Source organism: Brevibacterium oceani, from assembly GCF_013623835.1.
Lineage (GTDB): Bacteria > Actinomycetota > Actinomycetes > Actinomycetales > Brevibacteriaceae > Brevibacterium > Brevibacterium oceani.
Genome location: NZ_JABKDE010000011.1, coordinates 78330 through 90369, shown reverse-complemented (window position 1 = coordinate 90369; position 12040 = coordinate 78330). Strand labels below are relative to the sequence as shown.

Below are 12040 nucleotides of genomic sequence, written 5' to 3'. Positions count from 1 at the left end.
TGACCACTAAAAAACAACCAAACACCCGAATGTTCACCCCGATGATCGCGGGAGGTTCGGCGAAGAACCACCCACACAGGACGAACACAGATGCTCGATCGTGTGATTGTCTCACCAGAAAGTAAATGTTCTGGCATCACAACTTGTTCAAACAAACACGCTATTGGATTCTCAAACCACAAACACACACCCATCACCACACACAACAGTGCGCGTTCACTGGGGGTATCAGCTTCTTGTCGCCCAGCTGGGAGACCGGATCAAATATTTTAGTATCTGTCCTGGTCAGACCCTGTGAAGAACGCTTCGTTTCGAACCGTTATCGCCGGGGCAACGAGATATAACTCTAGACCAGTTCGGGATGTGCGTGCAACTCGAAACCGGACACTTGCCTGTGACAACGGTCACTCGTGCTGACCGAGTCCTGCACGCAATGGTCACGGACGGCTCCTACACTGGGGCAATGACTCAGAGACAGCAACGCACACGGCTCGGCGGCAACGACCTCGATATGGAGGACGCCCTCGTCGATGAGGCCGCCACAACCGTGACCGAAGGCGCCAAACGGCTAAACCGCAAGTGGCCGGAGCTCATCATCACTGGCTTCTTCGGCGGCGTTGACATCGGGTTGGGCATTCTCGCCATGATCCTCGTCAAGCAGGCCACGGATTCCGACATCCTCGCCGGCATGGCCTTCGGCAGCGGACTTCTCGCGCTCAAGCTCGCACATTCGGAGCTCTTCACCGAAGAGTTCCTCTTGCCCATCAACGCTGTCATCGCGGGACAGGCCAGCTGGCCTCAGGTGGTTCGTCTCTGGCTGGCCACTCTCGTCACCAATCTCCTGGGAGGTTTGGCCTTCGCCTGGCTGATCGTCCTCGGCCTTCCCGACTACCATTCGACTCTGGCCGATATGGCGATCGGCTACACCGATCAGTCTTCGCCGCTCGTCATGGTCGCTCTTGCAATGCTGGCCGGCGCCACCATCACCTTGGCGACCCGGATGCAGCAGGGAACCACGAACGACGTCGTCAAGGCCATCGTGTGCATGATCACCGGCCTGCTGGTCATCGGACTCGGGATGCTTCACGGCGCGATCAACGCGATCGTCATCTTCGCCGCCATGCTCTCGGGCGCCGACATCTCGATCCCCGAATTTCTGCAGTGGTTCTGCATCGTCATTGTGTTCAACATGCTCGGCGGCCTCATCATCATCACGTTGCCCCGCGTCATTCGTACGCACCGCGTGCTCGCTGCAGTGAGGCGGGGAGAGATCTCGCTCGAGGAACTCCAAGACGAGGCAGCCTAGAGTCCCGCTGTTCCGCCGCCCCGCTTGCCGGTCTGTGGCCGGGGCCAACACGCCAGTTGTGGAACGCAGAACAACAACCGAGCATAGCCAAAGAGCGGCGCTGCTTTGCCAGACTCTAGTTCTCGGGTGAGAATGTTGCTCTCGGGCCCGCTGTCTCCCTGACGAAGCGGAAAAGTGTAACAAACGTGATGGCCGCAGCCAACATGAGATAGAAGCTCGGGGCCTGTTTGTACCCTGTGACTACTGTCAGCCATGCAGCGATGTATGGTGCGGTCCCTCCGAGAAGACTGACCGCAACATTGTAGGGAATCGCCATCGCACCCGTCCGGATTCGAGCCGGAAACATCTCTGCCATGATGGCATTGATCGCACCATCGTAGGCAGCTACGGGTAATGCGAGCAGCATCATCGCTGCAATCGCGAGCGGTGCACTCTCCATAGTCATCAGCGTGATCGCAGGCCAAGCGAGCACAAAGAGTCCTACTGCTCCAGCCCCAAGCACAGGCTTTCGGCCGATCCTGTCGGAAATGATTCCAGCGATCGGAATGAGCACCATGACGACAGCCATTGCGATAGTTGAAGCGAGAAACGACTCCGTCATAGTGAACCCAAGGGTGTCTTCCATATAGGAGACCATGAACGTCTGAAGGGTCCAATGTGCTACTCCCTTGAGCACCACGAGTCCTGCCAGCACCAGCATCGCTACACGCGCCCTCTGGAAGGTCTCCCGGAGCGGGGACACCGAGAGTTCCTCATCTGACTGCATCTTGCGGAACACCGGGCTGTCATCCAGCTGGGACCGAAGATAGAGCGCAATCAAGCCGAGCGGAAGCGCAACTAAGAATGGAATTCGCCAACCCCATTCACTGACTGCTTCATCGCCGAGGCCCAATGTCAGACCCAGCGCGAGACCCGCAGAAACAACGAATGCCACAAAGCCCGTGGCAGCGCTGAGACTTGTATAGAAGCCACGCTTATCAATCGGCGCATACTCATAGAGGAGACCGACCGCACTCGACGTCTCACCACCCGCACCAAATCCCTGCAACAGCCGAATGGCAATGAGCAGAAGAGGCGCGAGCACACCGATTGTCTCGTAGCTCGGGAGGATGCCGATCGCAGCCGTTGACAGTGAGGTCAGCGCAACTGTGATGACCAGTACACGGTTGCGTCCGATCCGATCCGCCATAGGACCGAAAACAAGTCCACCGACGGGCCGGATGACGAAGCCGACGGCAAAGACCGCGAAGGTCGAAAGCAGTGCAGACACTGGGTCTGTTGAGTCGAAGAGGTGTTTCGACAGACTCGCCGACATCGTGCCGTATACGCCGATATCGAACCACTCGACGAAGTTTCCAACCGTGGCTGCCATGACCACGCGGCGGGCCGGGGTCTGCTCGGATCCATTTGATGTAACGGTGTTCTGCATTCTCATTTCACTCCATTGTGATAGGGGGGGGGCTTACGGTGTTCAGCGATGTTGCGGCTGTGGACTGAGATAACCCGAGGCAACGCTGATCGTGTCTGCAGCTTCAATGATGATTCGCGCCAGTTCAGTCTCCCTCTCAGAGAGGTTGATTGCCGACAAGGCTCCCGAAAGGGAGATGGCTGCCACGACTTGTCCGGTGAAGTCCCGAATCGGCGCTGCAATGCACGCCCTGCCGAGCGCAAGTTCATTGATCTCGGTACAGTAGCCCCGCTCGGAAGACCGCTGAAGCTCGACCTCGAGATCGGAGTGGCTGACGATCGTATTGGTCGTGTAGGCAGGTAGATCGTCAGATCCAAGAAGTGCCTCGCGCTCGCTGGCGGAGAGATCAAGCATCAGCGCCTTGCCCATACCTGTCGCGTGCAAAGGATTTGTCTGACCGAGGAGGGTGTATGACTTCGGGGCCATTGGCCCTTCGACATTCTGCAAATAGCGAAGAACGGTTCCCTGACGCACGGCAACGTTCGCGCCCAAGCCGAGTTCCCACGCTAGCCGCTGAGTCACCGCTCGCGAATTGTGATAGATCGGCTCATTGTTCAACGCCACCCCACCCAATGAGATGATCTGCTGACCAAGTTCGTAACGCTGAGATTTGGAATCTTTACGTAGGAACCCCGATTCCTCCAGGGTAGCCAGCAAACGCGAGGCGGTCGACACTCCGAGGCCGAGGCCTGAGGCGACGTCCGAGACTCGCAGTGACGGGCTAGTGCTGGTGAACAAGGTGAGGACCGAGAGGGCTCTATCGACGCTCTGGTTGGTTGATCGTTCGGCATTCATATAGCAATTGTGGAACCTGTTTGCATATTATGCAAGTGCAATGCAGTATTGAAGTATGACTTCCACAGAAAGCATCGATAATGCGTATTGAGCACATCGAGACCTACGTCCTCAAGCTGCCTTCACCGCGGGCTTATCTCGGCGTCCACGATGACGGATGGGATCCACGCGGCTCGGCGGAGTACACGGTGAGACCCCCTTGGCGTAGCCTCTATTCCGGAAAATTTGAAACCACGCTGGTCTCGGTTCACACCAACGATGGCATCATTGGTTGGGGCGAGGCATTAGCCCCTGTAGCGCCAGAGGTGCCAGCCGCCATCATCGATAGGCTTCTCGCGCCGCAGCTCATCGGTCAAGATCCCACTGCCGTGAGACCGCTATGGGAGAAGTTGCGTGGTCTGATGCGTGAACGTGGACACCTCGTCGGGCATCAAGCGGATGCACTGGCTGCGCTCGATACTGCACTGTGGGATATTGCCGGCCAGACCCTCGGAAGTTCAGTCAGCGATTTGCTCGGGGGCCGGCACCGCGACACCGTCCCTGCCTATATCTCAGGGCTACCGGTTCCCACCGATCACGAGCGGGCGCAGCTGGCCGAGCAGTGGGTCGAGCGCGGTGCCACACGAATCAAGCTTGCTCTGGGTAAAGGCGTGGTTGCGGACCTTGCCACCTTCGACGCTGTAGCCGAGGCCGCTCCAACGGTCGGATTGGCAATCGATGCGCACTGGGCTTATTCTCTCCCAGATGCCCTTCGGCTAGGTGCGGAACTAGATGCCCGCGGCGCGCTCTTTCTGGAGGCGCCACTCGCGCCGGAAGATATAGATGGCCACGCCGAATTGGGGCGCCGAGTAAGAACCCCGATCGCAGTCGGCGAAGCCATGCGCAATCGATACGAGTTCTCCGAATGGGCAGTGCGACGTTCGCTGGGCCTCGCACAGCCAGACGTCGCACGAACCGGAATCACAGAAGCCATCGACATCGCGACCGTTTTAAGCGCCCATCATATTCCGACAGCGTGCCACCATTCGGTTGGACTCGGAGTTGCGTTGGCTGCCGGAATCCATGTCAGCGCCGCACTGCCTCACAGCCTGTTCTTTGAGTACCAGCCAGACACCGTCGGCGTCGCGCAGTCTCTCTTACGCACACCCATGGCAATCGGACCCGCCGGCTTTCAAGTGCCGACAGGCCCCGGTCTGGGAATCGACATCGATATTGACACTGTTCGCCATCTTGCTGAGGAGGCATAAACATGAAGCTTCACGGTCTGCTGCCAATTCTCGCCACCCCCTTCTCCCCCAACGAAGAGGTGGATCTGGATTCGCTTCGTCGCCTTATCGACTTCCAAGTCACATCGGGAGCTGATGGGTTCGCCGTTTTCGGAATGGCCAGCGAGGGCTTCGCACTGACGACCCAAGAGCGCGAGAGCATTCTCCGCACCGCTCGCAAGGAGGTCGGCGATGGCTTCACTATCATCGCTGGCATCAACGCGACAAGCACGACAACCGCCGTCGAAGCTGGGCTCCGAGCACGCGAATGGGGAGCGGACGCACTCATGGTGCTCCCCCCATATCTCGCAAAGCCCGCCGAGGATCAGCTTGTCGACTTCTTCGTCGACGTCGCGCAGAACACTGAGACCCCGATCATGGTGCAGGACGCGCCGGGACCATCTTCGGTGACGCTTCCAACCGATCGAATCGCAGAGATGTCCGAACGCTCAGGGATATCCGCGGTCAAGGTTGAGGCCCCGCCGACAGCAGATAAGGTCAAGGCTGTCGTCTCCAAAGTCGCTCAGGACTTCCCTGTGCTCTGTGGGCTCAACGCAAGAGAGCTCATCTCGGAATTCCGAAACGGTGCCTGCGGGACCATGCCAGCCTGTGAAATCACTGACCTGTTCAGACCAATCGTATCGGCGTTGCTCGGCGCTGATACCACCGTCGATGTGGGCGAAGAGGTCCGCCGCATTCAACCCCTCCTTGACATCGGAGTCACACCAGGCGAAGCGTGGGCGGTTCACAAGCAGGTCCTCGTGAGGAGAGGTCTCATCGACCACGACACTGTTCGATTCCCTGCACGTAAGCTTTCCGCCTCGACACACGTTCGGCTCGATTCGGCATTGTCCGCGCTTGGCTTGTAAGAATCGCCTTGGGCCGGCAGACGGATCAATCACAAGTGCGTCGATCAACGCCCTAGCTCCGAATTCGACGACCAGATTCTCGCAGACCAGGAACTGCGATCCCATTGTCCCACACAGCACCTTCGTGCCGACCGACAGTTTGTCAGACCCCGCGGTAGCCGGGCATCAGCTGGTTGCTGTCGACGATCGTCTTGCCCAGCGGCATGAGGGAGACGGGGATCAGTTTGATGTTCGCCCATCCCAGGGGAATTCCGATGATGGAGACGAAGAGCGGGATCGAGGTGACCACGTGTCCGATGGCCAGCCAGATGCCGGCGACGATCACCCAGATGATGTTGCCCAGGGTCGTGGCGACTCCTGCGGGCCGGGCCTTGATGACCTCCCGGCCGAAGGGCCAGAGTGCATAGTTGCCGATGCGGAAGGAGGCGATGCCCCAGGGGATGGTGACGATGAAGATACAGGCGATGATGCCGGCGAGGTAGTAGCCGAGCGCGAGCCACAGGCCGCTGAAGATGAACCAGATGATGTTGAGCAGTGTTCGCATTGTCTCCTCGTTTCGACGGGTCTCTGAATTCAGTCTGTGCCATCACGGGCGTCGACGCCATGAAGATAGCCGGATACATCTCTGCGGCCATTCACCCGGCACAAGCGAAACCCTTGTCATTCGGGATAACAAGGGTTTCGCTTGTGAGTCCTGCAGTGAGGACCCGGAGTGAGGGCTCAGCCGACGACGTCAACGGCTCCGAGGGTCTTCTTGCCCCGACGCAGGAGGATCACTCCCCCGGCTTCGGTGGGGAGCACCTCGGCGGGGGTGATGGTCTGATCCTGATCAGCAACCTTGACGTTGTTGACGTAGGCTCCACCGTCCTTGATGGCGCGGCGAGCCTCGCCCTTCGACTTGACGATGCCGGCGGTGACGAAGGCGTCGGCGACGGGCAGACCGTCGGAGAGCTGCGCGGCGCTGACATCACCGCGCGGAAGCTCGGCGGTCGCCGCCCCCAGGGTCGAGGCGTCGAGACCAGCCAGCTCACCACCGCCGAAGAGGGCGGAAGCCGCAGCGATCGCCTGCTCGTAAGCCTTGCGCCCGTGGACGAGGGTGGTGACATCCTCGGCGAGGGCCTTCTGTGCGACACGGGTGTGCGGCGCAGCGCTGAACTCGGCTTCGATCGCCTCGATCTCGTCGAGCGGGCGCAGCGAGAACACCTTGAGGTACTTCACCACATCGCGGTCGTCGGCGTTGAGCCAGAACTGGCTGAACGCGTACGGGCTGGTCAGCGACGAATCGAGCCACACAGTACCGGACTCGGTCTTGCCGAACTTCGTGCCATCGGCCTTCGTGATCAGCGGGGTGGCCAAAGCGTGGACGGTCTTCTGCTCGACGCGACGGATGAGGTCGACGCCCGAGGTGAGGTTGCCCCACTGGTCGGAACCGCCGGTCTGCAGGGTGCAGCCGTAGCGACGGTTGAGCTCGAGGTAATCGTTGCCCTGGAGGATCTGGTACGAGAACTCTGTGAAGGAGATACCGGCTTCGCTGTTGAGTCGAGCGGAGACGGATTCCTTTGCGAGCATCCGGTTGACCGGGAAGTGCTTGCCGATGTCGCGGAGGAAGTCGATGGCCGACAGCTGCGAGGTCCAGTCGAGGTTGTTGACGATCTGCGCGGCGTTGGGGCCGTCGAAGTCGAGGAACTTCTCGACCTGGGCGCGGATCTTCGCCACCCATTCCTCGACGACCTCGCGCGGGTTGAGCGTCCGCTCCCCCGACATGCGCGGGTCGCCGATGAGACCGGTGGCGCCGCCGACGAGGGCCAGCGGATTGTGTCCGGCCTGCTGGAGGCGGGCGGCGGTGAGCAGCTGGACGAGGTTGCCCATGTGCAGGCTCGGGGCCGTCGGATCGAAACCGACATAATAGGTCAGCGATTCCTCGGCCAGGGCTTTCTGCAGTGCGGCCTCGTCGGTGGAAACTGCGACGAGCCCGCGGGCCTTGAGTTCGCTGAAGATGTCGGTCACTTCGGTCCTTTCGAATCTGTATGGTGCGTCGGTGCGACACCGACGGAGTCAATTCTACGGGTTCGCCGAGGCAGCCGTGCCCTTAGTCCGAGACCGCCGCGTTCTCCTCATCAATAGTTGCCTCGGTGACATCGCTGGAGCCATTCCTTGAAACCGGATTCCAGAAAAAGTATCGCCCAGCTGTCGAAATCGCGAACTCAGCCTCGATGTCACACTAGAAGGGCCGAGAGGCGGCCCGCGACGAAAGGCAGAACAATGAAGTACGTCATTCTCATCCACTCGAATCCGCAGCCTTGGGGCCACCCCACCGGCGACTACGTTGCCGAGGTGCAGGCCCTGCCCAAGGAAGAGCGGGAAAAGTTGGATGCTGACTTCGAGAAACTCCTCGGCGAACTTCAGGAGCGCGGCGAACTGATCGGCGGCGAGGCTCTGGGCGACCCCGCAACCTCCACGCTCTACCGGTGGAAGGCCGGTGTGCCGACATCGAACGACGGCCCCTACGCGGAGTCGAAAGAGCACCTCGCTGGGTTCTTCAAGATCGACGTCGAATCGCAGGAACGCGCCGAGGAAATCGCCGCCCGATTCGCCGGCCCCGGGGAGACCGTCGAGCTGCGACCGATCATGGTCTTCGGTGACGACGGAGAATGACGATGACGACAAGCGAGGATGTGTGGCGCCGCGAGACACCGCACATCCTCTCTGCTCTGATGAGGCGATTCGGTGACTTCGCCGCGTGCGAGGACGCCGTTCAAGAGGCACTGTTCGAAGCATCCCAGCAGTGGCCGACGAAAGGTGTGCCAGACAAACCCCGAGGCTGGCTGCTGCGGGTCGCGTCCCGTCGGCTCATCGATGCCAAGCGTCAGGACAGTGCGCGACTCGAACGCGAGCGGCGGGTGTTCACGCGTGATCGTCCTAATCAGACGTCCATCGCCGAGGCGGTCCTGGAGAACCGTGATGCCTCGCTTGAGGTTCTCGCTCTGTGTTGTCATCCGTCGCTCAGCCCCGAGGCTCAGGTGACCTTGGCTTTGCGGGCCGTCCTCGGCTTGAGCACGGAACAGATCGCTGCCCTGTATTTCATTCCGACTGCCACCGCGCGACAGAAAATCAGCAGAGCAAAGTCCACGATCGACGAGCACGGGCGCCACTTCCCACGGCCTGACACGGAGACCGAACGACTTCCCGCGATGTTTCATGCTCTCTACCTCATGTACACCGCCGGACACTGTCGCCCGAACGGCGAGGCTCTCTTCGACCAAGAGGTCACGGACGAGGCCATCAGGCTAGCTCGGCTGCTTCATGCAGCACTGCCCGATGAGACCGAGACAGCGGGATTGCTCGCGCTCATGCTGCTCAGCGAGGCACGCCGACCAGGCCGACGGACCTCAGCCGGCGAGCTGGTGACGCTGCGCAATCAGGATCGCAAGCGGTGGAATTCGACGCTGATCTCCGAAGGAGTCAGCCTTCTGGAGGCCGCACTCCCAGCCGGACCGGTCGGGGTTAACCAGCTGCAGGCTGCCATCTCGGCGGTCCATTCAGAAGCAGCGACCTGGGAGAAGACCGACTGGGCGCAAATCGTCGAACTCTACTCGATGCTCGCGCGCATTGCGCCGTCTCCAGCTGTCACCCTCAACTACGCAGTCGCCGTCAGCGAGGTCCACGGACCCCGTGCGGCCCTGGAGATGCTCGAGCCACTCCTCGCTGACAAGCGCATGAGCCGAAGTCACCGACTGCATGCCGTCCGGGCACCAATGTTGGAAGCACTCGGAGAGCCCGCCGATGCACTGACTGCCTACCGGACCGCCAGCAGACTGTGCACGAACGTCCCTGAGCAGAGATACATCAACGCTCAGATCACTCGTCTGTCGGCCGGCGCAGACTGACGAATCTATTTGCCGTGAGTCTGAGCAACTGGCTCGATGTCGAGTTCTACGACTGATGCCGCTGGATTCGGGGCACTCTCTGAAAAGGGACGGCTCGCCATTACAGCAATCGCCCCGACTACGGCGAAGAGTGCCCAGACCCCTCCGATGAGGTAGGAGCCGACGCCCGGCACCAAAATAAGAGCGGACGCGATCATCGGCGACAGTCCCGCTCCAAGCGCTGCAGCGAGCTGATAGCCGACGGATGCGCCGGTGTATCGCACGGCTGGAGGGAAGAGCTCCGAGACATAGGCCGCGATAGGTCCATAGCACAAGCCCTGGACGATTCCATTACCGAGAATGATTGCGGCTGCGTACTGGTTGAGCTCTCCACTGACGATGAGCAGCACGATCGGAACCGCGAGGACCGCGGCCACGACATGGGCACCGACGAGAGAACGTTTGCGCCCGATCCTGTCGCTGAGACGGGCGACGATGAAGGTGACGATCAGGGTCGTCAACGCTCCGACGGCCTTCCAGTTGAGGACATCGGATCTGTCCTCACCTGCTGCGACTGCGACTGACACTCCCCAGACCGTCGTCAGGCCCTGAGTGACATAGATGGTCATCGTAGCGAAGAGAGCGATCAGCACCTGGCGCTTGTAGTTCTTGAACACGGTGAGCAGCGGGACCTTCCTCTCTTCGCTCTCTTCTTCGAGCTGTTGGAAGGCAGGTGTTTCACTGACTTTGAGACGAATGATAAGTCCAACGACGATGAGGATTGCAGAGAGCAGGAAAGGCAGACGCCAGCCCCAAGTCACAAAGTTGTCCCCGGTGAGCGTCGCAGTCAGTGACAGAATGAGCGTCGCCAGGATCGCTCCCGCCGGACCACCGGCATTGGCAAACGCCGCAGCCAGCCCGCGCCGGGCCTTCGGCGCGTGCTCGAGTGCCATGAGCGCAGCACCGCCCCATTCTCCGCCCACAGCGATGCCTTGGATGATCCGAAGAGTGAACAGGGACGCGGGTGCGATCATCCCAATTGACGCAGTCGGCGGCATGAGGCCGATGATCACGGTGACGGCTCCCATCATCACCATGGAAACGATCAATGCCTTTTTGCGCCCCACCTTGTCGCCGAAGTGGCCGAAGATCACTCCGCCGAGAGGCCTAGCCAGATAGCCGGCCGCCAAAGTGCTGAATGAGGCGAACAGCGACAGTCCCGGCCCGAGTCCTGCAAAGAACAGATTTGCGAACACAATCGAGGACGCCGTTGCGTACAGGATGAAATCGTAGAACTCGATAGCCGAACCGACGAAGCTCGAAGTGAGGATTCGTCGCATCTCCGGCGTCTTCAGGGAGGTTTGGAGACCGTCCTTGCCAACAACGTCTTTGTTGTCATTCATCGTTGCTTCAGCTCCTCATCGCGGCTTGTGCTGCTGTAGTGATGTTGATGGTGTCGAGGTCCTCTGGCACCAGGAATGTTCCATCGAATCCGGAGTGCCCCTTGTGCCAGACGGTGTCATCGGCGGACCCGGGAACAAGGTGGTGCAGGGCCAGTGCACGAGCCTGTGCCGCCGAGGCAATGCGAATAGCCCCATTGACCGAGGTATGTGACTTGTAATGGTGGTCGCGCGAGGCGCGGCCCTCATCGTCGTCACGGTTCGCATACATCTGGTCGACCCAATCGAAGTCGATCGCTTCGTGAAGAAGCAGGTCCGTTCCCTGCGCAAGTCTGACGAGGTTGTCGGTTTCGCAGGTATCGCCCGAAATGGTCACCGAGCCGTGCTCGCTGTCGAACCTGAAGGCGAAGGCTGGTGCCACGGGCGGATGTTCGACGAGGATCGCAGTCACGGTGACAAGATCATCCTGGAAGATGACGAAAGGCTCCATAGCCGGAGTCGCAGCCGTGTTCGGGTGATATCCGATGCCCTCTGGGATCTCGATGTCGCGGGGGTCGAAGAGAGCTTCAGGTGACGGACGCAGCGAATCGAGCACGCGGTCGTTGAGGTCTGTGGCAAACGCCCCGACGATACTTGTGAACATATCGGCGATGCCAGGGGTGGGGTTCGCAGGTGCCACAGGTCGAGGCGGGACGACTGCCCGCGGAGAGACCGGAGGCAACGCGCGGCGATCGCCGGGGCCGAGGAGGGGGACCGGATTGTCGGCTCTCTGCTGGAGCTCATGCATGCCGAACACCACAAGTGACGGCAGGTCGATGGTGTGATCAGAATGCAGGTGAGTGATGAAGATTCCGCCGAGATCGCCGAGCTCGAGGCCAGCCTGACGAATGCGACGCCCGACACCATGGCCGGCGTCCACGAGATAGAAACGATCCTCAACGACGATCGCGGTTGAGATACCCGCTCGATCCTTGGAATCGCCCTTCCACCATCGCGGGCCACCTGCGGTTCCCAGGGTGACTGCTTTCATCTTCGAATCGTTCATTACCCGGCACTTTCACGTTCTTGCGT

At 60.3% G+C, this 12040-nt stretch carries 11 protein-coding genes and 1 pseudogene; 5 read left to right on the top strand and 7 right to left on the bottom strand.

The features are described 5' to 3' along the window. Positions 1 to 463 precede the first annotated feature (463 nt). On the top strand, positions 464 to 1306 hold the full coding sequence (locus HK401_RS19300; protein WP_181276286.1) for a formate/nitrite transporter family protein: 843 nt from the start codon (positions 464 to 466) through the stop codon (positions 1304 to 1306). Positions 1307 to 1421: 115 nt separating this feature from the next. On the opposite strand, the gene HK401_RS19295 is transcribed toward HK401_RS19300, so the two are convergent. Then, positions 1422 to 2741: an MFS transporter gene (locus HK401_RS19295; protein ID WP_181276285.1), complete on the bottom strand. Its 1320-nt coding sequence runs from the start codon at positions 2739 to 2741 to the stop codon at positions 1422 to 1424. Positions 2742 to 2777: 36 nt separating this feature from the next. Next, the gene (locus HK401_RS19290) at positions 2778 to 3569 is read right to left on the bottom strand and encodes an IclR family transcriptional regulator (RefSeq protein ID WP_181276284.1); all 792 of its coding nucleotides are present in this window, start codon (positions 3567 to 3569) and stop codon (positions 2778 to 2780) included. A gap of 80 nt (positions 3570 to 3649) precedes the next feature. Between HK401_RS19290 and HK401_RS19285 the strand changes: the two genes are divergently transcribed. Beyond that, the gene (locus HK401_RS19285; protein WP_181276283.1) at positions 3650 to 4816 is read left to right on the top strand and encodes a mandelate racemase/muconate lactonizing enzyme family protein; all 1167 of its coding nucleotides are present in this window, start codon (positions 3650 to 3652) and stop codon (positions 4814 to 4816) included. 2 nt (positions 4817 to 4818) lie between these two features. Then, complete coding sequence (locus HK401_RS19280; protein WP_181276282.1) at positions 4819 to 5703, top strand: dihydrodipicolinate synthase family protein; 885 nt, start codon at positions 4819 to 4821, stop codon at positions 5701 to 5703. 142 nt (positions 5704 to 5845) lie between these two features. Here HK401_RS19280 and HK401_RS19275 read toward each other — a convergent pair whose 3' ends face one another. Then, positions 5846 to 6247: a YccF domain-containing protein gene (locus HK401_RS19275; protein ID WP_181276281.1), complete on the bottom strand. Its 402-nt coding sequence runs from the start codon at positions 6245 to 6247 to the stop codon at positions 5846 to 5848. 176 nt (positions 6248 to 6423) lie between these two features. Then, the gene (tyrS, locus tag HK401_RS19270; RefSeq protein WP_181276280.1) at positions 6424 to 7710 is read right to left on the bottom strand and encodes a tyrosine--tRNA ligase; all 1287 of its coding nucleotides are present in this window, start codon (positions 7708 to 7710) and stop codon (positions 6424 to 6426) included. Positions 7711 to 7965: 255 nt separating this feature from the next. On the opposite strand from tyrS, the gene HK401_RS19265 reads away from it, so the two are divergent. Together HK401_RS19265 and HK401_RS19260 are read left to right on the top strand one after the other, a co-directional pair. Beyond that, complete coding sequence (locus HK401_RS19265) at positions 7966 to 8358, top strand: YciI family protein (protein ID WP_181276279.1); 393 nt, start codon at positions 7966 to 7968, stop codon at positions 8356 to 8358. 2 nt (positions 8359 to 8360) lie between these two features. Next, positions 8361 to 9590 carry an RNA polymerase sigma factor gene (locus HK401_RS19260; RefSeq protein ID WP_219922089.1) on the top strand — a complete coding sequence of 410 codons (1230 nt, stop codon included), beginning with the start codon at positions 8361 to 8363 and terminating at the stop codon, positions 9588 to 9590. 5 nt (positions 9591 to 9595) lie between these two features. Here HK401_RS19260 and HK401_RS19255 read toward each other — a convergent pair whose 3' ends face one another. The 3 genes and pseudogenes from HK401_RS19255 to HK401_RS20900 form a co-directional block, all read right to left on the bottom strand. Then, complete coding sequence (locus tag HK401_RS19255) at positions 9596 to 10972, bottom strand: MFS transporter (RefSeq protein ID WP_181276277.1); 1377 nt, start codon at positions 10970 to 10972, stop codon at positions 9596 to 9598. Positions 10973 to 10979: 7 nt separating this feature from the next. Beyond that, a complete protein-coding gene (locus tag HK401_RS20905) occupies positions 10980 to 11612 on the bottom strand; it encodes an MBL fold metallo-hydrolase (RefSeq protein ID WP_258234350.1) in 633 nt (210 codons plus the stop codon). A 189-nt stretch (positions 11613 to 11801) separates the two neighbouring features. Beyond that, a pseudogene (locus HK401_RS20900) lies at positions 11802 to 11999 on the bottom strand (MBL fold metallo-hydrolase); the annotation flags it as partial. Positions 12000 to 12040 lie beyond the last annotated feature (41 nt).

Coding starts and splice junctions, on each gene's coding strand:
- HK401_RS19300 (WP_181276286.1), top strand. CDS start 464: ATGACTCAGAGACAGCAACGCACACGGCTCGGCGGCAACGACCTCGAT.
- HK401_RS19295 (WP_181276285.1), bottom strand. CDS start 2,741: ATGAGAATGCAGAACACCGTTACATCAAATGGATCCGAGCAGACCCCG.
- HK401_RS19290 (WP_181276284.1), bottom strand. CDS start 3,569: ATGAATGCCGAACGATCAACCAACCAGAGCGTCGATAGAGCCCTCTCG.
- HK401_RS19285 (WP_181276283.1), top strand. CDS start 3,650: ATGCGTATTGAGCACATCGAGACCTACGTCCTCAAGCTGCCTTCACCG.
- HK401_RS19280 (WP_181276282.1), top strand. CDS start 4,819: ATGAAGCTTCACGGTCTGCTGCCAATTCTCGCCACCCCCTTCTCCCCC.
- HK401_RS19275 (WP_181276281.1), bottom strand. CDS start 6,247: ATGCGAACACTGCTCAACATCATCTGGTTCATCTTCAGCGGCCTGTGG.
- HK401_RS19265 (WP_181276279.1), top strand. CDS start 7,966: ATGAAGTACGTCATTCTCATCCACTCGAATCCGCAGCCTTGGGGCCAC.
- HK401_RS19260 (WP_219922089.1), top strand. CDS start 8,361: ATGACGACAAGCGAGGATGTGTGGCGCCGCGAGACACCGCACATCCTC.
- HK401_RS19255 (WP_181276277.1), bottom strand. CDS start 10,972: ATGAATGACAACAAAGACGTTGTTGGCAAGGACGGTCTCCAAACCTCC.
- HK401_RS20905 (WP_258234350.1), bottom strand. CDS start 11,612: ATGTTCACAAGTATCGTCGGGGCGTTTGCCACAGACCTCAACGACCGC.